The sequence below is a fragment of the Tenacibaculum ascidiaceicola genome (assembly GCF_047470925.1).
GTDB lineage: Bacteria > Bacteroidota > Bacteroidia > Flavobacteriales > Flavobacteriaceae > Polaribacter > Polaribacter discolor.
The window spans coordinates 314,052-336,691 of record NZ_JAZKJP010000005.1; the positions used below are offsets into that span (position 1 = coordinate 314,052).

18 protein-coding genes are annotated in these 22,640 nt (G+C 31.3%); 16 read left to right on the forward strand and 2 right to left on the reverse strand.

Going from position 1 to position 22,640, the window contains the following annotated elements; genetic code table 11:
- Nucleotides 1–62 precede the first annotated feature (62 nt).
- On the reverse strand, nucleotides 63–1,241 hold the full coding sequence (locus VBY68_RS05910; protein ID WP_415269196.1) for a DUF3103 family protein: 1,179 nt from the start codon (nucleotides 1,239–1,241) through the stop codon (nucleotides 63–65).
- Nucleotides 1,242–1,670: 429 nt separating this feature from the next.
- On the opposite strand from VBY68_RS05910, the gene gyrB reads away from it, so the two are divergent.
- The 4 genes from gyrB to mdh all read left to right on the forward strand — a co-directional run bounded on the left by gyrB (nucleotide 1,671) and on the right by mdh (nucleotide 7,693).
- Entirely contained in the window at nucleotides 1,671–3,608 is a 1,938-nt protein-coding gene (gyrB, locus tag VBY68_RS05915) for a DNA topoisomerase (ATP-hydrolyzing) subunit B (RefSeq protein ID WP_099215980.1), read from the forward strand.
- A 91-nt stretch (nucleotides 3,609–3,699) separates the two neighbouring features.
- Nucleotides 3,700–4,722, forward strand: a complete 1,023-nt coding sequence (locus VBY68_RS05920) for a DUF6588 family protein (protein WP_099215979.1) — start codon at nucleotides 3,700–3,702, stop codon at nucleotides 4,720–4,722.
- Between the two features lie 37 nt (nucleotides 4,723–4,759).
- A complete protein-coding gene (locus VBY68_RS05925) occupies nucleotides 4,760–6,658 on the forward strand; it encodes a PQQ-binding-like beta-propeller repeat protein (protein WP_415269197.1) in 1,899 nt (632 codons plus the stop codon).
- Nucleotides 6,659–6,766: 108 nt separating this feature from the next.
- Nucleotides 6,767–7,693 (forward strand): malate dehydrogenase, encoded by a 927-nt coding sequence (gene mdh, locus VBY68_RS05930; RefSeq protein ID WP_415269198.1) that lies wholly within the window; start codon nucleotides 6,767–6,769, stop codon nucleotides 7,691–7,693.
- Between the two features lie 207 nt (nucleotides 7,694–7,900).
- On the opposite strand, the gene VBY68_RS05935 is transcribed toward mdh, so the two are convergent.
- Entirely contained in the window at nucleotides 7,901–8,584 is a 684-nt protein-coding gene (locus VBY68_RS05935) for a cell division ATP-binding protein FtsE (protein ID WP_099215976.1), read from the reverse strand.
- A 124-nt stretch (nucleotides 8,585–8,708) separates the two neighbouring features.
- Between VBY68_RS05935 and VBY68_RS05940 the strand changes: the two genes are divergently transcribed.
- From VBY68_RS05940 to VBY68_RS05995, 12 genes are all read left to right on the forward strand, one after another.
- Entirely contained in the window at nucleotides 8,709–11,729 is a 3,021-nt protein-coding gene (locus VBY68_RS05940; RefSeq protein WP_415269199.1) for a tetratricopeptide repeat protein, read from the forward strand.
- Between the two features lie 39 nt (nucleotides 11,730–11,768).
- Nucleotides 11,769–13,550 (forward strand): TonB-dependent receptor, encoded by a 1,782-nt coding sequence (locus VBY68_RS05945; RefSeq protein ID WP_415269200.1) that lies wholly within the window; start codon nucleotides 11,769–11,771, stop codon nucleotides 13,548–13,550.
- Nucleotides 13,551–13,600: 50 nt separating this feature from the next.
- Nucleotides 13,601–15,040 (forward strand): M20/M25/M40 family metallo-hydrolase, encoded by a 1,440-nt coding sequence (locus VBY68_RS05950; protein ID WP_415269201.1) that lies wholly within the window; start codon nucleotides 13,601–13,603, stop codon nucleotides 15,038–15,040.
- 11 nt (nucleotides 15,041–15,051) lie between these two features.
- Nucleotides 15,052–15,303 (forward strand): hypothetical protein, encoded by a 252-nt coding sequence (locus tag VBY68_RS05955; protein ID WP_415269202.1) that lies wholly within the window; start codon nucleotides 15,052–15,054, stop codon nucleotides 15,301–15,303.
- On the forward strand, nucleotides 15,278–15,637 hold the full coding sequence (locus VBY68_RS05960; RefSeq protein WP_415269203.1) for a DoxX family protein: 360 nt from the start codon (nucleotides 15,278–15,280) through the stop codon (nucleotides 15,635–15,637). Before VBY68_RS05955 ends, VBY68_RS05960 begins: the two co-directional genes overlap by 26 nt.
- 388 nt (nucleotides 15,638–16,025) lie before the next feature.
- On the forward strand, nucleotides 16,026–16,772 hold the full coding sequence (locus tag VBY68_RS05965) for an outer membrane beta-barrel protein (protein WP_415269204.1): 747 nt from the start codon (nucleotides 16,026–16,028) through the stop codon (nucleotides 16,770–16,772).
- Nucleotides 16,773–16,785: 13 nt separating this feature from the next.
- Nucleotides 16,786–18,546, forward strand: a complete 1,761-nt coding sequence (locus VBY68_RS05970) for a S41 family peptidase (protein ID WP_415269205.1) — start codon at nucleotides 16,786–16,788, stop codon at nucleotides 18,544–18,546.
- Nucleotides 18,547–18,655: 109 nt separating this feature from the next.
- Nucleotides 18,656–20,269 (forward strand): amidohydrolase, encoded by a 1,614-nt coding sequence (locus VBY68_RS05975; protein ID WP_415269206.1) that lies wholly within the window; start codon nucleotides 18,656–18,658, stop codon nucleotides 20,267–20,269.
- 51 nt (nucleotides 20,270–20,320) lie between these two features.
- Complete coding sequence (locus tag VBY68_RS05980) at nucleotides 20,321–20,656, forward strand: DUF3703 domain-containing protein (protein WP_415269207.1); 336 nt, start codon at nucleotides 20,321–20,323, stop codon at nucleotides 20,654–20,656.
- A 261-nt stretch (nucleotides 20,657–20,917) separates the two neighbouring features.
- On the forward strand, nucleotides 20,918–21,457 hold the full coding sequence (locus tag VBY68_RS05985; RefSeq protein WP_124589223.1) for a sigma-70 family RNA polymerase sigma factor: 540 nt from the start codon (nucleotides 20,918–20,920) through the stop codon (nucleotides 21,455–21,457).
- A gap of 39 nt (nucleotides 21,458–21,496) precedes the next feature.
- The gene (locus tag VBY68_RS05990) at nucleotides 21,497–21,874 is read left to right on the forward strand and encodes a potassium channel family protein (protein WP_415269208.1); all 378 of its coding nucleotides are present in this window, start codon (nucleotides 21,497–21,499) and stop codon (nucleotides 21,872–21,874) included.
- Nucleotides 21,875–21,915: 41 nt separating this feature from the next.
- Nucleotides 21,916–22,605: an NUDIX domain-containing protein gene (locus tag VBY68_RS05995; RefSeq protein ID WP_415269209.1), complete on the forward strand. Its 690-nt coding sequence runs from the start codon at nucleotides 21,916–21,918 to the stop codon at nucleotides 22,603–22,605.
- The last annotated feature ends 35 nt before the right edge of the window (nucleotides 22,606–22,640 follow it).

The following is a 22,640-nucleotide window of genomic DNA, read 5'->3' on the forward strand; positions in this document are numbered from 1 at the left end:
GTAATAAAAAAAGCATTCTGAAAATTCAGAATGCTCTTTAATTTACTTATCCTTTACCTTTTTTAATTTGGCGCAATATAAAAAGGAGATAAGTTTATTTTTGCATTTCTTCTAGCACCGTAATAATTATAGTAACTTTTATTCTTTTCAATTGTATAAAATGAGTCTACATAATCATCATTATTGGCGTACCAACTATCAGGCATCGCTTGAATTATAGCTCCTGCTACTTGCCCTAAAACACTAACCCAAGGTTGCGTTGAAACTGTTCCTATTATTTGAAAAACACCATTTACAATAGCAGATACTAAGTCTTTATAATTAGTATTATCATCTTTTTCAAACAATTGAATATTTGCAGCTTGATATTGGTAATCATCCCAAAACAACATAACTTGATTTGGATAATAATCGGTATCATCATGATCCAAATAATACATAGGTATCACCTTAATTTCAGGATTATTATTATCATCTTTAATACCTGATGTTACCGCATACACTTCAGCAGCACCACTAATCCACGGCTCTTCATCGTCATTCAATCTAATTTTATCTAGTTTTGTAGTTTCTAAACCTGTACCTCTCGCAGATTGAGTATTCAAATCAAATGAAGAATTTAAAAACCTATTATTCTGAACTCCACTCTCTTGAAGATACTCATTCATGTAAGCTACTTCCTTTTTTAAAGTCTCAAAACCATCAGTCTCAATAACAATAACTGTTTGACTAGGGGCTTCTTTAGGGTCTAAATAAACAAGCTCCTTATTCATAGTGTAAGCCTCAACCTTGGTCCATGTTTTTTCATCTCCTTCTGGAGCATAAGAAAATAACACATCTGAAAAGTCACCCATGTTTTTTTCATTATGCATCCAAACTTCTAATATTTCAATCTTTTCAGGAGCAGCTCCTTTCGATGCTCTACCTTCCAACATCATAGTTTTAGATGACAACAATTTGTACGCTTTTTCAGTACTTACTAAATCAGATGTTCTTTCTAAAATTTTGGACATTGCAACACTTGGCTGTTGATTTTTCAACATTTCAACTGTAGCTTCTTTAAAACTTTGGTTTTTCATCAAATCAATAAACTGCATTGTAATTTCTTTCTTGTTTACTGAATTTGACAATTCTTCTTGAACAATGTTTTCAGGATTTTCAATTAATTCTTCTGAACTATTACAGCTCATAAATAACATTGAAGCAAATAAAGCTCCTAATAAAATTCGGGGGGTTTTCATTTTTTAAAAATTTTAATTTATTAATACTAAATTCAATATTAACAAAAAACATAACAAAAACCTTAAAAAATGTTAATTTTTTACATATAATCAACCTAATTACTACTTAAAAATATTTTAAATACATTTTTTTAACACTAAATAAACAATACCCTAACCTAACTTTTATAAAACGTATTTAAAGCCATACAAGCAATTTTACTGAAAAAAAAATTACAACACCTACTCTACTTCCTATTAAATTTAATTTAAGAAGCTTTTTAGCCTTTTTAAGAGCTTTTTTATTTTTAAAGCAATTGTTGATAAACTCTCGTAAAAACCGCTTAAAAACTTTATTTTAAGGTATAAAATTTGTAAATTTGTAAGACAACTACAGTCGCTTTCGAGCGATTTTTTTATGATAAAGATTTTAATTTAATTCTCTTTATAATGAGCGAAGAAAAAAAACATAATTATTCTGCCGATAGTATTCAGGCACTAGAAGGAATGGAGCACGTACGTATGCGCCCTTCCATGTATATTGGAGATGTTGGAGTGCGTGGTTTACACCACTTAGTATACGAGGTAGTAGATAACTCTATTGATGAAGCTTTAGCAGGTCACTGTGACGCAATTGAAGTTACTATTAACGAAGATAACTCTATTACCACAAAAGATAACGGTCGTGGTATTCCTGTAGGGATTCATAAAAAAGAAGGAGTGTCTGCTTTACAAGTAGTAATGACAAAAATTGGTGCTGGTGGTAAGTTCGACAAAGACTCATATAAAGTTTCTGGAGGACTACACGGGGTTGGAGTTTCTTGTGTTAATGCACTTTCTGATCATTTAACCGCAACCGTACACAAAGACGGTAAAATCTGGCAACAAGAATATGAACGTGGAAAGACTTTATATCCAGTAAAAACTATTGGAGAAACCGACTTTACAGGAACAATCGTTACCTTTTTACCTGATAAATCAATCTTTCAACAGACAACAGAATACAACTACGATACCTTAGCAACTCGTATGCGTGAGTTAGCATACCTAAATAAAGGTATTACTATTACGTTAACTGACAAACGTAATAAAGATGATGAAGGCAATGATATTGTTGAAACATTTCATTCTGAAGAAGGTTTATCTGAATTTGTTAAGTTCTTAGACGGAACAAGAACTCAAATCATCCAAGATGTAATTTCTATGGAAGGTGAAAAAAATGGTATTCCTGTAGAAGTTGCAATGGTATACAATGATTCATATGCCGAAAATTTACACTCATACGTAAACAATATTAACACACACGAAGGAGGTACACACCTATCAGGTTTCCGTCGTGGTTTAACTCACACATTAAAAAAGTATGCAGACGAATCTGGTTTACTTAAAAATGTAAAGTTCGAAATTGCTGGTGATGATTTCCGTGAGGGATTAACAGCAATTGTATCTGTAAAAGTAGCTGAACCTCAATTTGAAGGTCAAACAAAAACAAAACTAGGTAACCGTGAAGTAAGTGCTGCTGTATCACAAGCAGTTTCTGAAATGTTAACAGACTACTTAGAAGAAAACCCTAATGACGCTAAAACCATTGTTCAAAAGGTTATTTTAGCAGCGCAAGCGCGTCACGCAGCACGTAAAGCTCGTGAAATGGTACAGCGTAAAACAGTAATGAGTATTGGTGGTTTACCTGGTAAATTATCAGACTGTTCAGAAACTGATCCTGCTCAATGTGAAATTTTCCTTGTAGAGGGAGACTCGGCAGGAGGTACTGCAAAACAAGGTCGTGACCGTAACTTCCAAGCTATTCTTCCTTTAAGAGGTAAAATCTTAAATGTTGAAAAAGCAATGCAACATAAAGTTTTTGAGAACGAAGAAATCAAAAATATGTTTACTGCTTTAGGTGTTTCTATAGGTACAGAAGACGATCCTCGCGAATTAAACTTATCTAAGTTACGTTACCATAAAGTAGTGATTATGTGTGATGCCGATGTTGATGGTTCTCACATTGCTACTTTAATTTTAACATTCTTCTTCCGTTACATGCGTGAAATGGTTGAACAAGGATATATTTATATTGCTACTCCTCCTTTATATTTAGTTAAAAAAGGACAAAAACGTGAGTACGCATGGGACGACAATCAACGTGATTTAATTGCTCAAAAAATGGGTGGCTCTGTAACTATTCAACGTTATAAAGGTCTTGGAGAGATGAACGCTGAACAATTATGGGACACTACCATGAACCCTGAGTTTAGAACATTACGACAAGTTACTATTGATAACCTAACAGAAGCAGATAGAATTTTCTCTATGTTAATGGGAGATGAAGTTCCGCCACGTAGAGATTTTATAGAAAAGAACGCAAAATATGCTAATATTGATGCATAAAATATTTTCTTAACTTTAAAAAAGCTCAATAATATTATTGAGCTTTTTTTTATTTTATATTTTTACCGTTTAAAACAACACCCTCATAATTATGAAAAAAATTCTTTTACCACTTTTAACTTTAATGGTAAGCTTTAGTGTTAAAGCTCAGGAGTTAGAAACTATTTTATTAGCAAAAGAAGATGCTAGCAAATTAACAAATGCTTATTTAGATCCTGCTATGAAAGGTTTTATTTACAGCATGAACAATGGTTGGTATCACACTGCTAAAGTTCATAAAAAATTTGGTTTTGACATTTCTATAGGAGCAAATGCATCTTTTATCCCTTCTGAGGATGAAATGTTTAATCTAACGAAAATAGGACTATCTAACAACACTACATATAACCAAAACACTACAGCTACAGTTGCCGGAAGTAACTCGATAACTCCTGCTGAATTAACATACACAACTACTATAGATGGACAGCAAGTTGAGGCCAACTTTACTATGCCTGAAGGTATTAAAGAAGACTTACCAGCAAATGCTGTACCAGCACCATCTGTTCAGGTAGGACTAGGGCTTCCTTTTAAATTTGAAGCAATGCTTAGATATTCTCCTAAAGTAGGTTCAGACGATGTAAAAGGAGGATTATTTGGTATTGGTGTTAAAAAAGAAATCACAGATTGGTTCGGTCCAATGGACAAGACTCCTTTACATGTTTCTTTATTAGCCGCCTACACAAATATGAATGTAGATTATACTATTGGTGATGTAAATGGAGACATTGAAGCTAGAAATGCTGTTACAGAATTTAGATTAAATTCATATACTGTTCAAGCTATAGCTTCTTTAAACTTTCCTATTATCAATATTTATGGAGGTGTTGGATATAACGGAGGTAACACAAGCTTAGATATGAGAGGAGATAGTTTTTACGCGAACTATTCTACGCCTTTAGGTACAGAAAGAGAGAATCTTGGAACAAACCCACTATCTCTTAGCTCTAGTTCTGGAAGTTTTAACACTACTTTGGGTGCTCGTTTAAGTTTAGGTTTCTTTAAAATCTTCGGAAGTTATACCTTACAAGAGTATAACTCTGTTAATGCAGGTATTGCTTTTAGCTTTAGATAAAATTTAGTAAAAAAATTAACAATAAAAATTATAGAAAATGTTTAACTTGAAGAGGTTTCTAACCTTATTAATAACTACAGTGTCATTTGCCGCTTTTTCACAACGTGATGCATCAAAAACACTAAATTTTGAGAATAAAGTAACAGATTTGTTAGTAGTGCCTTTTAATGGTATTAGTGTTATTTCTGAAGGAGATAATGTACACGGCTATGACCCTACTAAAGAAGAAATAATATGGTCTGCAAAAAAACAAAAAAATAATAGTGTTGTTTTAGACGTTAGTTCAATGGATGGGGATATTAACGTTGATGTTTTAGGTTCTTTGTTTCCAGGAGAAAGAGAGTTTGCTTATATTGAAGACACCCCTTTTATTCAATTATTTCACTCTAATAAACTATATGTTTATAATAGTTTTAATGGTGAGCTTATCTTTAACCCTCCAAGTTTGGAAAGATATTTTCAATCTAAGTATTTATTTGATGAAAATGCTTTATTGTTATATGGTATTAGTGAAAACAAATTAATAGTAGCTAAATATTTGCTTTCTGATAAAGAATTTGCATGGAAAACTGCTGTCTCTGATCAATTTTTTGAATTTTTTAATTCTCTTTTAAAATTAAGTGGAACTGTATTTAAGGATAAATTTACGTATACAAAAGATAAGGTTTTTGCATTAATAAAAACTAAGTTCTATACTTTAGATAAATCAACAGGTAAGCTATTATGGAAGTCTGAAGAAAAGAATATTCTTGATTATAAGAACTCTTTAGACGGTAATAAACTGATAACCATTAAGAAAAAAGGCTTTTTGGGTTTTAAAAATGAAATTGAACTTTATGATGTTCCTACAGGGAATAAAATATGGAAAAAACCTTTAAGCACTAAATTCTTAATATTGTTTGAAGATTGGCAAGATAAAATGCTTTTAGCACACTATAAAGGTTTTAATTTTTATGATTATAATACTGGGAAAAAGTTGTGGAAAAAGGATCCGAAAGGAAAGGGTATTAAATCTGTAATTCCTATTGATAGTGATTTTCTTTATGTATATGATGATGAGATGATGCTTATAAACAAAGACGGTGAAAAACTATGGAGAGGAGATGTTACTATATCAGATAACGATGATGACCCAATTTTCTTCTTAGAAAAAACAAATAATAATAGAATATTATATGTTACCTCTACTTATGCTAACATGGTTGATTATAAGACAGGGAAAAAAGTTTGGAGTAAGAATTTAAAACTTAATGAAAAAAGACCAACATTTGCGGATTATGATGCGAAAAGCGGAAATTTTATTGTTTTTAATGATGAAGAACTGTATAAGTTTAATGAAAATTCAACTAAAAGACCAAAACCTTTTTCTAAGTTAAAGCTTAAGAGTGAAAAGACAATTTCTAGTATGATTCTTTTCCCTAATAATATTTCTATTTCTGGACAAAGTGAGGTTGTAGGAGTTGATTTTAATGGAAAACTCTTATTTCACAAGAAGTATTCTCAACCAGGAGAGCTTGGGCGAAAAATATTTAAAGGATTATCTCAAGCAGCTCAGGTAGCTTCAGCTGCAGCTACTGCTGAAGTTACTGTAACAACTGAGTATAAAGATTCTAAAGGTAACTCTGTGAAAAATTCTAATACTTCAGCTTTATTTGGTGAAAGAACAAAAGCAATTGGAGAATCAGGTTATATTGCTGCAGGTGTTACAGGAAGTTTTCTTAATGATCGATTCAATGCAATGCAAGAAACCAATAAATACGCTTTGATTTTTGCGAAAGGTGAAAACAATTCTAAGTTACTTGTAAAAGTAAATAAAGAGACAGGAAAAGAAATTGATAAAATAGTCTTAGAGAATAATAAACCAGTTTACGATGTTGATTTTGCAACAGATATGATTTATTATTCAAGAAAAAATCAAGTTAAAATTTTTAAATAGTTTTTTTAAAAAAAAGAAACAAAAAAGAGCGCTGATTAACAGTGCTCTTTTTGTTTTTTTCTTATTTTTGAAGTAAGAATTAATCATCACAATTAAAAATATAAAAAAATGAAAGTAACGGTTGTAGGAGCAGGTGCTGTAGGTGCAAGTTGTGCTGAGTACATTGCTATTAAAAATTTCGCTTCTGAAGTTGTTTTAGTTGACATTAAAGAAGGTTTTGCTGAAGGTAAAGCAATGGACTTAATGCAAACTGCTTCTTTAAATGGTTTCGATACTAAAATTACAGGAACTACAGGAGATTATAGCAAAACTGCTGGATCAGACATTTGTGTAATTACTTCAGGAATCGCTCGTAAACCAGGAATGTCTCGTGATGAGTTATTAGGAATCAATGCTGGTATCGTAAAATCTGTAGCTGCTAGTTTAGTTGAACAATCTCCTAATACAATTATCATCGTAGTATCTAACCCAATGGATACAATGACATACTTAGTACATAAAGCAACTGGATTACCTAAAAACAGAATTATTGGTATGGGTGGTGCATTAGACTCTGCTCGTTTCAAATATCGTTTAGCTGAGGCTTTAGAAGCTCCTATTTCTGATGTTGACGGAATGGTTATTGGTGGGCACTCTGACAAAGGAATGGTACCTTTAACTCGTTTGGCTACTCGTAACTCTGTTCCTGTATCTGAATTCTTATCAGAAGAAAGATTAGAACAAGTAAAACAAGACACAAAAGTAGGTGGTGCTACCTTAACAGGTTTATTAGGTACTTCTGCTTGGTATGCTCCAGGTGCTGCTGTATCAGGTTTAGTACAAGCAATTGCTTGTGACCAAAAGAAAATCTTCCCTTGTTCTGCTTTATTAGAAGGAGAATATGGTTTATCAGACTTATGCATCGGTGTTCCTGTTGTATTAGGAAGAAACGGAATTGAAAAAATCGTTGAAATTAACTTAAGCGAAAAAGAAAAAGCTGCTTTAACTTCTTCAGCTGAAGCTGTTAAAAACAACAATACTGCTTTAACTTTCTAATAAGTTAATACTGTATAATATAAAAATCCTGAGTAGTCTTATTACTCAGGATTTTTTTTTATAAACTTTTGTTAAAATTCCTATAACTGTGTAAGATTTCGCTAATATAAACGTCTTTATAGTAGAGAAGCATTAGTAGTGTTTCTTTTCATAGTTTTTCATAGCAATTTTCCCACTTCATTCTTGAAGTGGGTTTGTTTTTATATACTATACAGCTTGCTGCACTACTTCAAACAATTCTCCTCCCTCACATTTAATCACCTTCTGTTTAAATTTCACAATTAATTGGTAGTCATGAGTTGCCATAAGAATCGTTTTTCCACTTTGATGAATTTCATTTAACAACTCCATTACTTCTAATGAAGTTTTTGGATCTAAGTTCCCAGTTGGCTCATCTGCTAAAATTAATTCAGGATCATTTAATAATGCTCTTGCAATTGCTACACGTTGCTGCTCACCTCCTGACAACTCAAAAGTTTTCTTGTAATACTTCTCCTTCATCCCTACCTTATCTAAAACCTCATGAATTTTATCTTTCATTTCAGTTTTATCTTTCCAACCAGTCGCCTTTAACACAAATTCTAAATTCTCAAAAACATTTCTATCGTTTAATAATTTAAAATCTTGAAAAACAATTCCTAATTTTCTTCGTAAAAAAGGAATATCACTTTCCTTCATTTTCTTTAAATCAAAATCAACTATACTTCCTAAACCGCGTTGTAAACGTAAATCTCCATACAAGGTTTTTAACAAACTACTTTTCCCACTCCCCGTTTTACCAATTAAATAATAAAAGTCACCTTTGTTTAGTGTAAAGTTTACTTTTGACAATACTAAATTGTCTTGTTGATAAATATCTGCATTTTCAAGGTGTAAAACAGGGTTTTCCATGGAGTATAGTTTTTTACAAATCTAAAATTTTATAACGTAATTCTGTAACATTTCTTACTTTTGATAAAAAGTCTCCCAACAAAAATAAAAAACTAACGTTATAGTTTCTAGATAACTAAAAAATATGAGATTTAATTGTTTCAAAAAAAGCTGCTACTTATTTCTTTTTTTAACCTTTACAACAGCAGTAATAGCACAAGAATCGGCTATAAATACTGATGTAAATGCCGATTTCCATAAAGCAATGCGTTTGTACAACAATAAAGCATATGCTGCTTCTCAAGAAGTTTTTCGTGAAGTTTCACTAAACTCTGAAAAACATCATAATTTAAAAGCTGATGCAGACTATTACGATGCTATGTGTGCTATTAAATTACAACAAGATGATGCTGATTACAGAGTTAATCAATTTGTTGAAAATTACCCTTATAATAATAAAAAAGAGAAGGCTTTTTTAAATGTTGGTAATTATTATTTTGCTAATAGAAAAGCGGCCCATGCTCTAAAATGGTATCAAAAAGTAAATGAAAAACTATTGAGTCCAGAAGAAAAAAATGAGCTCAATTATAAAATGGGATATGCACTTTTAGTTTCTAATTATCTAAGAGATGCCAAATCTCGTTTTCAAGCCTTGTTAGGAAATCCTATTTATGGTAACGATGCTCGTTATTACTACGGTTATATTGCCTACAAACAAGAAAACTTTGGAGAAGCAGAAGACAATTTAAGTCAACTAGCAAACGATGCTACCTACCAAGCTAAAGCAAACTATTACATTTTAGATATTAGTTTTAAAGCTGGGCGATTCGATAAATCAATTCAAATTGGAGAACAATTATTAAAAACTACAAAGGACAAAAAAGAGATTTCAGAAATTTCTAAAATTGTAGGAGAAAGTTATTTCAACCTTAAAAAATATGAAAAAGCTATTCCATACTTAAAAAACTATAAAGGTAAAAATGGTCGTTGGACAAACACTGATTACTATTATTTAGGTTATGCTTATTATCAACAAAAAGATTACGAAACAGCTGTTAGTAATTTCAATAAAATTATTGGTGGAAATAACAAAGTAGCACAAAATGCTTATTACCATTTAGGAGAATGTTATTTAGAATTAGATAAAAAAACGGAAGCATTAAACGCATTTAAAAATGCTAGCGAAATGGATTTTGATGCTCAAATTACTCAAAGTTCTTCTTTAAATTACGCTAAATTGAGTTATGAAGAAGGAAATCCATATGAAAGTGTTCCTGATGTTTTAAAAGGTTTTTTAGCTAAATACCCTACATCTCCTAACGCTGCTGAAATTAGCAATTTGTTAGTTACTTCATACTTACACCAAAGAGATTACCAAGGTGCTCTAGACTTTTTAAGCACTTCAGAAACTCCTGAAAGTAAAAACATTATTAATGAAGTTTCTTTATACAGAGGTATTCAGTTATACAATGAAAACAAGATAACCAAAGCAAAACCATACTTTATAAATGCAACACAATCAGAAAACATGACTGTGAGTAATAAAGGGGCATATTGGTTAGCTGAAACTGAATATTCTTTAGGAAATTATCAAAACGCTCTTAAACATTTCTTATCCGTTACTGATAAAGATATTAAAGAGGCTAAAATGTTAAATTACCAAATTGGATACACAAACTTTAAACTAAAAAGCTACCCTAATGCTGCAAAATATTTTCAGCAATTTTTAGAACAGAATCTTGATGATAACGATTTAAACGATGATGCTTCAAATCGCTTAGGAGACTCTTTTTATGCCTCAAAAAGTTATACAAACGCTATTAAAGCATACAATAAAGTAATTCAAGAAGGTGGTGTAGGATCAGATTATGCACAATATCAAACAGCTATGAGTAATGGTTTCTTAGGTAAAAACGATGTAAAAGTTCAAAACCTTGAAACCCTAATTAATGATTATGATGGTTCTCAGTTAAAAGATGATGCTTTATTCCAATTAGCAACGACTTATACAACTATGAACAATGCTTCAAAAGCTCAAAAAACTTATGACCGTCTACTAACCAATCACCCAAAAAGTAACTACGTTCCAAATGTACTGTTACGTCAAGGGTTATTATACTATAGCAACAATAATAATAAAAAAGCTATTGAGAAATACAAGGAAGTAGTTGCGAAACATCCTAATTCAAACGAAGCAAAACAAGCTGTAAGTAACGTTAAAAACGTATATATTGATATAGGTAAAGTTGATGAATATGCTGCTTGGGTTAAAAATGTAAGTTTTGCCAATGTTACCAATGCTGAACTAGATAATGCAACTTATCAATCTGCTGAAAACAAATTCTTAGATAACAACAACAATAAAGCTATTGAAGGCTTTAATAAATATTTACAGCAATTCCCTAACGGAATTAATGCTTTAAAAGCTCATTTTTACTTAGCACAAGCCTATAACAACTCTAAGCTATTCGATAAAGCTATCCCTCATTATACGTATGTAAACAAGCAAACTAAAAGTGAGTTTACAGAAGAATCTTTAACCAAGTTAGCTAATATTTATTTACAACAAGAAGATTGGAGCAAAGGTATTTTAGTGCTTCAACAATTAGAAAAAGAAGCTAACTATCCGCAAAACATCATTTTTGCTCAAAGTAATTTAATGAAAGGATATTACAAAAAAGAAGATTATACGAATGCTATTGCCTATGCTGAAAAAGTATTAGTTAAAGGAAAGGTAGACACGAACATTGCTGAAGATGCTAAAATCATTTTAGCTCGCTCTTCGTTTAAAAACAATGACTTTTTAACTGCAGAAGAGTATTTTAACGAAGCTAGTAAAAAAGCCACTGGAGAGTTAAAAGCTGAGTGTTTATATTACAATGCTTTCTTTTTACATGAAAACAAAGAATATGAAGCTTCTACCAAAGCTGTACAAGATTTAATTGCCAATTATTCATCATACAAATACTGGGGGGTAAAAAGCTATATAATTATGGCAAAAAATTATTATGCCCTAAAAGATGCCTATCAAGCAACATATATCTTGGAAAATATCATCAAAAACTTTACACAGTATAAAGATGTTATTGAAGAAGCAAAAAACGAGCTTCGTACTATAAAGAATAAAGAAGCAAAAACAAACGAATCAGTAACTACCCAAAACTAAAATTTGTTAATAACAAACGAAAGTTAAATGACTAGATCGATGAAAAAGCACCTAAGTTTACTTGTTTTATTTGTAGTAGCATATACAAATGCACAAGAAAAAAACGTCACTAATAAAGCTAAAGACACTATTATAAAAACAGAAGTTGTAAATGTTGTAACTTCATATGTTCCAAAGATTACTGATGCCTTTAAAATAAAACAAAAACCAGTAATTGAACACACAAAAGAAACTCAGAAAAAAGCTTTAGAATACCAAATATTTTCAGTTCCTGTTGCTTCTACTTTTATTCCTAAAAGTGGAACAATGAAAAAAGTAGATTTAGGAAAAAGAGAAAAGCTATACCCTAACTACGTATCGGTTGGGTTTGGAAACGTACTTTCACCTTTTTTAGAAGCATATGTAAGACGTAGCGAAAGCTATAATAGCGAATTGGGGACTCATTTAAAATTCTTATTATCATCTGACCCCGTAGCAAACACTGAATTAAGTAGTACTTTTTACAATATTGACTTAAACATAAACTACACTCAACAAGAACGTTATTTCCAATGGTCAGCAGGTTTAGATGCTGAAAAAGATAAATATAACTGGTACGGTTTACCTACAAATATTACGTTTACAGAAGCTACTTTAAGTGCTATTGAAGAAGCCCAAAGTTACAATCATATAAAAATATTTGGTCAGATAAAGCCCGATGATTCTTTTTTAAATGAAGCTAATGGATCAATCGCTTTTTTCTCTGACTCATTTGAAACTGCTGAATTTTTAGTTGATGGTAATGCACAATTTCGTTTTCCTTTAGATAATTTTCATCGCCAATTAAACGATCTGTATGTAAATACTACTATTAACTACTTAGGAGGTTCATATGCCTATGCATATGATGCAATTACTCCTATAGATTATAACTTCATTACACTTGGAGTACATCCAACTTACAAATTCAATGTACAAGATTTAGCTATTCAATTAGGAGCAAAAAGTTACTTTTCAATGGATACAGAAAATAGCGAAAACAACTTTTTCATCTATCCTGATGTAGAGATTTCATATCCTATCATTAAAGAACTAGCAAATGTATTTGTTGGAGCATCTGGTGATTTAACCACAAATATGTATCAATCTTTCACAGATGATAACCCATACTTATCTCCTACTCTTGACATGAGACAAACTAATAAAAAGTTTGATGCTTTTGGAGGAATTAGAGGTAAACTAAACCATCAATTTAGTTATAATGCAAAAGTAAGTTATGCTGATATTGAAAATAATCCATTTTTTGTACTCAATCAATCAAAATCAGAGGGTGATAACATTGCTGGAACTAACGGATTTACATTCTATGGATATGAATATGGGAACTCTTTTAAGGTTATATATGACGATATTAAATTGATGACCTTCTTTGGTGAAGTTGCCTTTGATGGTATTAAAAACCTTACTATTGGAGCCAATGCCCAGTTCAATAAATTTACCTTGACCAATGAAACAGAAGCTTGGAATACTCCTGAGATAAAAGGTGAAGTCTTCGGAACTTATAAAACCAACAAATGGTTTGCAGGCGCTAATTTATACTTTGTAGGAAGTCGTAAAGGAAGAACCTATGATGTTTTACCTGCCGATACCTTTACTTCTACAGATTTGAAAAGTTATTTTGACGTGAATTTTAATGGTGGATATCATTTTGACGATTCGTTCTCAGTTTTCTTAAACTTAAATAATGTTCTAAACAACAGCTACCAACGATTCAATAACTTTAATGTACAAGGATTTCAGGCAATGGGAGGTTTAACCTGGAAGTTTGATACGTTATTCTAAGAATTAAAATATAAAACTTACATTTAGGGTGTTAAAAACTAATACCCTAAATGAAAAAACTAACCTTTTTATTATTTACAAGTATTGCTTTTGTTACTTGTAAAACAGAACAAAAACAGACTACAACTACTTCGAAAAACTATACTGAAGTAAACTACCAACAAGATTCTACACAAATAAAAAAACTATTTAGCACAGCACTTACCCAAGGTAAATCATACGAATGGTTACGCGATTTAACACAAAACATTGGAAGTCGTTTATCAGGATCAGAAGGAGCAGCTAAGTCTGTTATTTGGGGAGAAAAGCTAATGAAAGAAGTTGGTTTAGACTCTGTTTGGTTACAACCTGTAATGGTACCACATTGGGTTCGTGGAGAAAAAGAAGTAGCCAACTACAAATTTAATGGAGAGAAAATTAATGTTCCTATCTGTGCTTTAGGAGGCTCAATTGCAACACCAAATGAAGGAGTTACTGCAGAGATTATTGAAGTAAAAAACATAGAGGAAGCTAAAAAACTAGGAGATAAAGCCAATGGAAAAATTGTGTTTTTTAATGGTGCTTTTGACAATACACTCATCAATACCTTCCAAGCTTATGGTGGTTGTGTAGGACAGCGTTATGGAGGAGCCGCTATAGTTGGTAAATTTGGAGCTAAAGGAGTTATCGTACGATCTATGACTAACGGAATCGATGATTATCCGCACACAGGTTCTATGGGCTATGGGGATATTCCTGAAGAAGAATATATTCCTGCTGCTGCAATTAGTTCTCGTGCTGCAGAAAATTTAAGCAAGCATTTAAAAGAAGACCCAACCTTACAATTTTACTTTAAACAAAGTTGTAAAAACTTACCTGATGCCCCTTCATATAATGTCGTAGGAGAAATTAAAGGAAGTGAATATCCTAATAAAATTATGGTAATTGGTGGACATTTAGATTCTTGGGACTTAGGTGACGGTGCTCATGATGACGGAACAGGGATTGTACAATCTTTAGAAGTAGCATATCTATTAAAAAAGAACAATATTCAACCAAAAAACACAATCCGTATTGTATTTTTCATGAATGAAGAAAATGGTTTACGTGGTGCAACTGAATATGCTCGTTTAGCTAAAGAAAATAACGAATTACATATTGGAGCTTTAGAATCTGATGCTGGCGGGCACACCCCTAGAGGTTTTTCTATCGATGCGAATGAAAGAAACTTACAACTTGTACAAAGTTGGAAAAAATTATTAGCTCCTTACGGTTTACACGATATTACTGCTGGAGGCGGAGGTGCAGACATCGGGCCTTTAAAAGACGACCATGTTACCTTGGTAGGCTATCGTCCAGACTCACAACGCTATTTCGACTATCATCATGCTGCTACTGATACATTTGACAAAGTCAATAAACGTGAATTAGAATTAGGTAGTGCATCTATGGCTAGCATTGTGTATTTGATGGACAAATACTTATACAATGAAGAAGCTCTAAAGCCTTAAAAAAGTATAAGATGAGTGGTAGATTAAACAAAGAGTACTTTGAAACTAAAAGAAAGTACAAAGAGGATTATAAAAAAAAGAAATTTACTTTAAAAAAAGCCATCTTTAATTTAATTATCACCTTTGTTATGATTGTCTTATATAATATTTTTAACAACTATTTATCTAAGAAGACTGAACAGAATAAAAAAGAAAACTCTTCATACTTATATATTAATCCAGTAATAAACTCAGTTAATGAATACATTAATATTAGTGCTTAGAATTATATTCGGAATATTTTTTGCTTTTGCAGGAATTATGCACTTTATAAAGCCTAAAATTTTCAATCGATTTATACCTAATTTCCTTCCCAAATTAGTGGTAAATTATATAGCTGGCTTATTAGAGTTAGCAATTGGTATTGGATTATTAATTAATCAAACTACAAAACATGCAGCCTTAGCAATGCTTATACTAATGTTGATTTTTTTTCCAATACACATTTGGGATGTTTTCAGAGAAAAACCTGCAATTGGATCTAAGAAAATAGCCATTATTAGAGTACCTCTTCAATTTTTATTATTGTACATCGCATATTTAATTTATACACATTAATACTCCTTCAATTAAGGAAATTATAATTTTCCAAAAGCGAAATCATACTAAAAGCTACATTTAGAACTAAGTTTTAAATGTAGCTTTTCATTTTAAACACCCATACCAACCTCTATAATCTTAAAAAAAATAAAAATATTTTAAAAAATCACTCATCAAAACACACAACAACCTACAATACTACAAACCAAACCAGTAGCAAATATTATTTTCTTATTTTTTACATAAAAAAAACACAAAATTCACCTCTTTTTAACATTAATTTAAACAAAACATTAGGGTATTCAAACATTCACCTGTTTTAGTACCGCAATTTTATTCTAGAAAAAATTACGCTATATCCATATTAGGATACCTTTTATTATTTATTAATTTTAACATAACACGCATGAAAAATAAAAAAACTCATGGGAGAAAGTCTTCTTTTACCCCTAAAGTAGTCTTACTTCTTTTTGTTGCCTTATTAATCAACTCTTCTCTATCAGCCCAAAATAAATTTAGAGTAAGCTTTTCAGGGGGATTAAACAATAATGATATTACTTATAGTGCAAGTAACAGAGTAGACACCGAGTATGTAGATGAGGATGGAAACTACTTTAAAGCTGGATTCAACTTTAAAGTATATAAACACATTAGTATACAAACAGGATTAACCTACCTTAATAAAAACTATAGGTTTCAAAGAACAGGAACTCGTGAAGGTGTTTCTACTCTTCATAAGTCGAGATATTTCAACATTCCGGTAATGGTAGGAATACAACCACTACATCAAGCTTTAAAAGACACCAAATTTAACTTTGAAGTTTTTGCAGGAACTTATGTAGGTTGGTGGAACTCACTTAAAAGAGAAAGTACAGTTGAAGTTTTTGGAGAACTTGACCTTGATGGTTTCCCTAAAAAAACAGTAACTGAAACTTACGATTTTGATAAAAATGAAAATCACTTTAACAGAGTAGACTATGGTTTACAAGCTGAAACCAGATTAGGCTATAACTTTTACAAAAACTTAAGCCTATTTGTTGAGTACTCTTTTATGTATGGTTTGTCTGACAACCAAAAAGAACAATTAAGAAAAACTTCTAACTATTATTATACCACCTCTAATTATGGTATAGGAATATCTTACAACTTTTAAAAACTAAATTATTATGAAAAAACTTAAATACATATTACAAATATTTATAGTAGTTCTATCATTACAAACTCTTCAATCTTGTAGAGAAGATGCTTTAGAAGTAGCTGAGTTAGACAGAACTGATGTAGCTAGTTATTCTGATCTTTTCAATGCTTTTTGGGATACAATGAATAACGACTATAACTACTTTAACGAACAAGAAGAAAGTTGGGACAACGTATACAAAAAATACAGTCCAAAATTTAAAAAGTTAACAACTTTCAATAAAGCTGATGTTAGCCCTATTGAAGCTGAAAAAGAAGCCAACTTAGCCTTTAAATATTTTGCTGAAATTATTACAGGAAAAGTTTTAGATCAACATTTTGGTTTAAGCGTTACAATTCCTTTACCAAGTGTTAAACTACCAGGTAGAAGCGCTTCTATATCAGCTGGTTTTTCTAGTAACATGAAATATAAATATACTGAAGAAGACGGTTTTGTTAGCTTTGGAAGAAATCAAAGAAATCCAAAAGTTAACAAAGGTGAAGTAAGCTTCGTTATGGCTAATGACAAGCTAGATCCTACTACAATTGTTCAAGAAGGTCCTATTTTAGCTGGTTTCTTAAAAAGTGATCCTGAAACAATGTATATTCAGTTAACCAGTTTTGAGGTTTACCCAACTGCCATAATAGAAGGAGCATTCCCTTTATTAGAAGACATTAGCGATATTGACGGTATAAATCAATCGTATTTTGATGACCTAAAAAAATTAGATAACGAAGCTGGTACTGAGTTTGAAGCTTTAATGAAAGAGAACTTAAACTCTTATAAAACACTAATAAGCACAATAATTAACTCTAACGAGTACAAAACTTATATTGGAGCCCTTGATAATTTTAAAAATACTGAGTTAATTGATGATTTTGAAAACAGTTTAACTCCTTTAGCTAACTTTACTCAAGTTGCTAAAAACGAATTTACAATTAAACATTCAACTGTACTACCTATATTAGGTGCTTATTATAATGCTCCAACTACAACTGAAGCACAAAAAGAAGCTGTTAGCATACTTTATGGAATTTATAACAAACGTATAGCTACTTATCAAAAAGTTTCTAGTTTTGCTAGTACTATTTCTTTTTTCGGTTTTACTTTCACCGATGAATTTGACGCGCTGTTAAATTCTATCACCTCTAATTACAACTTTGATCTTTATCGAAAATTATACAACCCTATAACAAATGGTAAAGCAAAAAAAATAATTTTAGATTTACGCGGTAACGGTGGTGGATATGTAATTGATGCTCGTATTTTCACTGAAAGATTTATAACTCAACAAAAAGTTTGGGGATATCAAAGAACTAAAGAAGGAAATGGTCGTTTTAATTACGGTCCATGGACGCCAGTAGAAACAAAACCTCACAAATTTGCCCTTGAACAAAATGTTCCTACAGCAGTTTTAATTGATGAAAACTCTTTTAGTATGGCAGAAATCAGTACAATGATGATCAAATCTCAAGGAGATCATGTAACAATCGTTGGAGATAATAGCGGTGGTGGTACTGCTGGTTTAGGAGGTCAAGATTCTTTTAACGGAGGTAATAGATTAAGCAATGGTTATTTAGAGTTTTACATGCCTTTAATGGCGTTTAAAAATAGCGAAGGAAAAATTGTTGAAGCTATTGGTGTTACTCCAGATGTTAAGACTATCCCTACACAAGAACAAGTAGATGAACTAACAACAACTTATATTGATCCTGCTTTTGACGCTGCTTTAAAAGCCGTTAGTAAATAGGAACTTTTTCTGTTATGTATTTATAAAAGGAAAACTAGTTTTAGTTTTCCTTTTTTTTGTTTATGTTTAAATACATTTGAACATCTGTACTTAATAAAGTAACACTACCATGAAAAAAACACTACTTCCTCTACTCGCTTTTAGCCTATTATTTTCTTGTAAACCACAAGAAAAAGTAGATACTATTGTTATTAACGCTCATACTTATACCGTAAACTCTAATTTTGACACAACCGAAAGTTTCGCTATAAGAGACGGGAAATTTATAGCAGTAGGAAACAACAAAGAAATACAAGAAAAATACACAGCAACTAATCTTATCGATGCTAAAAACAAACCTGTCTTCCCAGGATTTATCGATGCACACTGTCATTTTTACGGATTAGGATTACAACAACAAAAAGCTGACTTAGTTGGAACAGAAAGTTATAATGAAGTACTACAACGCTTAATCGATTTCCAAAAAGAAAAGAACACTACCTATATAACTGGGCGTGGTTGGGATCAAAACGATTGGGAGGTAAAAGAATTCCCTACCAAAGAAAAATTAGACAGCATATTTCCAAACACACCTGTAGCTATTCGTAGAATTGATGGCCATGCGATGTTGGTTAACCAAGCTGCAATTGATTTAGCAGGAATTACTACTAAGTCAAAAATTGATGGTGGCGAGTTTATAAAAAAAGATGGAAAATTAACTGGAGTGCTTATTGATAATGCAATGAACTTTATCAATAACCCGAAACCATCTAAAAGAGAACAGATTCAAGCGTTAAAAGATGCTGAAAAAATCTGTTTTGATTTAGGGTTAACCACAGTTGACGATGCAGGGTTAAACAAAGAGGTTATCGAACTAATCGATAGTTTACAACAATCTGGCGATTTAAAAATGCGTGTATATGCAATGATCTCTAACAATCAAAAAAATCTTGATTATTATCTTAACAAAGGAATCATTAAAACAGATAGATTAAATGTTCGTTCTGTAAAAGTATATGCTGATGGCGCATTAGGTTCACGAGGAGCTGCTCTTAAAGACGAATATTCTGATAAAAAAGGACATTTTGGTGCTTTGGTTAATTCCTACGAAAACTTACAAAAAGTAGCTAAAAGAATTGCCGCTTCTGAATATCAAATGAACACACACGCTATTGGCGACTCTGCAAATTATATAATGCTAAAAACTTATAATGAAGTATTGAAAAACAAAAATGATAGACGTTGGCGTATTGAGCACGCTCAAATAGTAGATACAAAAGACTTTGACCTATTTAAAAATGTGCTTCCATCTATACAACCAACACATGCTACTTCAGATATGTATTGGGCAGAAGACCGTGTAGGGTCAGATAGAATCAAAGGTGCTTATGCTTATAATGATTTATTAAAAGAATACGGAAAAGTTGCCTTAGGAACGGACTTTCCTATTGAACATGTAAGTCCATTATATACATTTTACGCAGCAACCATCAGAAAAGATTTAAAAGGATATCCCGAAAAAGGTTATCAAATGGAAAACTCTTTATCTAGAGAAAATGCTTTAAAAGGAATGACCATTTGGAATGCTTATGCAAACTTTGAAGAAAAAGAAAAAGGAAGTATCGAAGTTGGTAAGGTAGCTGATTTTATTATCTTAGATAAAGATATCATGACGATTGATGGAAAAGAAATTCCAAATACAAAAGTTCTAGCAACCTATATAAACGGAGAAAAAGTAAATTAAAAATGCATCTTTTTCTATTCGTTGTAGTCTGATTTATAAAATCAACAAATTATGACACAACTACAACGAAAACAACAATTTTACAAACAATTAACTTTAGCTAAAAAGGCACTTAAAAGTAAACACTTTCAGGTGTCTTTTTATCATTTAGAGAATGCTCATATTTTAGGACAAAAACATGTTTACAGGCACACTTTATCTCATTACTGGATGTTAGTCTACGGAATAAAAACATATAGTCTTAAAGAAATTGTTGGTCAATTTTTCAGAATTATAGCTTCAATTTTATTTACTTTAATTTGGGTACCTACAGGAAATACAGGTGGCTCTAAAATATCTGCAATTAAACCTATTCCTGTTAGAAAAGAACTTCAAAAATATTTTTGACAATAAATGCATCTTTTTACACTTTTTCTTGTCTGTTATATGAAAACAAAAAACAGATAATATCATGAAAAATAAAAATCAATGTACTTGTACTTGCGAAGGATGTAAAACAGGTGACTGCTCAAATTGTACATGTGAAAACTGCACATGTAACAACTGTAACTGTTAATTAAATCAACTTTTAAAATTCTTGTCACTCTGAATACAATGAAAACAAAATATTCGTTTTATTCAGCGTGGCATTTTTCGTAAATTTATACCATGACAACTCAACAAGTTTGGAAAAAATACGCAGATGATGTAAAGCACTTTATTTTAAGTAAAGTGAAAGACACTTCTGTGACTGATGATTTGCTACAAGAAACATTTATTAAAGTTCATACGAAACTTCATACCCTAAAGGATATTACTAAATTAAAACCGTGGATTTTTACAATTGCTCGTAATACTATGATGGATTACTTCAAAAGCACTAATCAAACTGTTGAATTAAACAATTTTGAAACTCAAATAGATGAAAAAGAGCACGAACATACCGAAAAAGATTGCTTACGCGGTATCTTACAAAGCTTACCCAAAAAATATAGAGATCCACTGTTTTTATCAGACATAAAAGGCTTAAAACAACAAGAAGTCGCTAATACTTTAAAACAAAATTTACCTACTACAAAATCTCAAATTCAACGTGCTCGAAAACTAATTGCTCAAGGTTTTATGGATTGCTGTGGATTTTCACTTAACGAAGAAGGGAAATTAGTAGGCGAAATTCAAGACAAAGAAGATTGTAAGGTTTGTAAGTAAGTTATATATTCAACTTTTCTTCTAACTTATTTTTTAATTATGATTTCGTTCATTATCAACTTTTATCGCTTTTGTAAACTTGTTTTTATAGGTATTAAAAAAGATACTGAATTTAGATATTTATTCTTTTTCCTTTCTATTCTACTAACGAGTTCTACCATATTTTATAATAAAATTGAACATTGGGAAGTTGTAGACTCCTTATATTTTTCTGTAATGACGATGGCTACCGTAGGTTATGGAGATTTTGTCCCTACTCATAATATTAGTAAAATATTTACAATAATATATACCTTTCTGTCTATCGGAACATTTGTTGCTTTTACTGCTAAAATTGTTCAATTTACCCTACAAAAAGACAATCAAAAAACACCTTTAGGTAAGCTAACTTCAAAGTTTAAAAATAAGAATCAGTAGTTTTTTAAAACTTTCGTAACTTTGTGTAAATTCAACACTAAATGAAGATATCACAAAATATAAAAGTTGCTGTAGATGCTGTTGTTTTTGGCTATCAACAAAAAGAACTCTCTGTTTTATTAATAAAAAGAGGCATTGAACCTTTTAAAGGAGCTTGGGCGTTACCTGGTGGATTAGTTTTAGAAAATGAATCACTAGAACATGCTGTTGAAAGAGAACTATTAGAAGAAACTGGAGTAACTATTGATTATCTTGAACAGCTGTACACTTTTGGAACTCCAAAAAGAGACCCAAGAAATAGAGTTATTTCTGTTACCTATTTTGGCTTAGTAAGTCCCAATCATTTTAAAATCAGTGCGAATACAGATGCTGCTGAAGTGCAATGGTTCCCTATTCATGAATTGCCCAAATTAGCGTTTGACCACAATCTTATTTTAACCACAGCTTTACAAAGACTTCAAAACAAAATAAACTACCAACCTATTGGATTCGAACTACTAAAAAAAGAATTCCCTTTTTCTGATTTAGAAAACCTTTATCAAACTATTCTTGATCAGAAAATTGACCGACGTAATTTCAGAAAGAAAATTATGAGCTTCGGAATACTTACTGAAACAGACAAAATACACCAACCATCTAGTGGTAGACCTGCGAAACTTTTTAAGTTTAATGCTAAAAAATACAAAGAACTAGAAAAGAAAGGATTCCACTTCGAAATTAAGTTTGCGTAAAAAAAACACTAAAACATTTTTTATTTTAAAAAACT

What these genes read in the sequence shown, in the direction of transcription:
- VBY68_RS05950 (WP_415269201.1), top strand. Translation starts at nt 13,601, where the DNA reads ATGAAAAAACTAACCTTTTTATTATTTACAAGTATTGCTTTTGTTACT.
- VBY68_RS05990 (WP_415269208.1), top strand. Translation starts at nt 21,497, where the DNA reads ATGATTTCGTTCATTATCAACTTTTATCGCTTTTGTAAACTTGTTTTT.
- VBY68_RS05970 (WP_415269205.1), top strand. Translation starts at nt 16,786, where the DNA reads ATGAAAAAACTTAAATACATATTACAAATATTTATAGTAGTTCTATCA.
- VBY68_RS05995 (WP_415269209.1), top strand. Translation starts at nt 21,916, where the DNA reads ATGAAGATATCACAAAATATAAAAGTTGCTGTAGATGCTGTTGTTTTT.
- VBY68_RS05985 (WP_124589223.1), top strand. Translation starts at nt 20,918, where the DNA reads ATGACAACTCAACAAGTTTGGAAAAAATACGCAGATGATGTAAAGCAC.
- VBY68_RS05960 (WP_415269203.1), top strand. Translation starts at nt 15,278, where the DNA reads ATGAATACATTAATATTAGTGCTTAGAATTATATTCGGAATATTTTTT.
- gyrB (WP_099215980.1), top strand. Translation starts at nt 1,671, where the DNA reads ATGAGCGAAGAAAAAAAACATAATTATTCTGCCGATAGTATTCAGGCA.
- mdh (WP_415269198.1), top strand. Translation starts at nt 6,767, where the DNA reads ATGAAAGTAACGGTTGTAGGAGCAGGTGCTGTAGGTGCAAGTTGTGCT.
- VBY68_RS05955 (WP_415269202.1), top strand. Translation starts at nt 15,052, where the DNA reads ATGAGTGGTAGATTAAACAAAGAGTACTTTGAAACTAAAAGAAAGTAC.
- VBY68_RS05940 (WP_415269199.1), top strand. Translation starts at nt 8,709, where the DNA reads ATGAGATTTAATTGTTTCAAAAAAAGCTGCTACTTATTTCTTTTTTTA.
- VBY68_RS05925 (WP_415269197.1), top strand. Translation starts at nt 4,760, where the DNA reads ATGTTTAACTTGAAGAGGTTTCTAACCTTATTAATAACTACAGTGTCA.
- VBY68_RS05920 (WP_099215979.1), top strand. Translation starts at nt 3,700, where the DNA reads ATGAAAAAAATTCTTTTACCACTTTTAACTTTAATGGTAAGCTTTAGT.
- VBY68_RS05935 (WP_099215976.1), bottom strand. Translation starts at nt 8,584, where the DNA reads ATGGAAAACCCTGTTTTACACCTTGAAAATGCAGATATTTATCAACAA.
- VBY68_RS05980 (WP_415269207.1), top strand. Translation starts at nt 20,321, where the DNA reads ATGACACAACTACAACGAAAACAACAATTTTACAAACAATTAACTTTA.
- VBY68_RS05945 (WP_415269200.1), top strand. Translation starts at nt 11,769, where the DNA reads ATGAAAAAGCACCTAAGTTTACTTGTTTTATTTGTAGTAGCATATACA.
- VBY68_RS05910 (WP_415269196.1), bottom strand. Translation starts at nt 1,241, where the DNA reads ATGAAAACCCCCCGAATTTTATTAGGAGCTTTATTTGCTTCAATGTTA.
- VBY68_RS05965 (WP_415269204.1), top strand. Translation starts at nt 16,026, where the DNA reads ATGAAAAATAAAAAAACTCATGGGAGAAAGTCTTCTTTTACCCCTAAA.
- VBY68_RS05975 (WP_415269206.1), top strand. Translation starts at nt 18,656, where the DNA reads ATGAAAAAAACACTACTTCCTCTACTCGCTTTTAGCCTATTATTTTCT.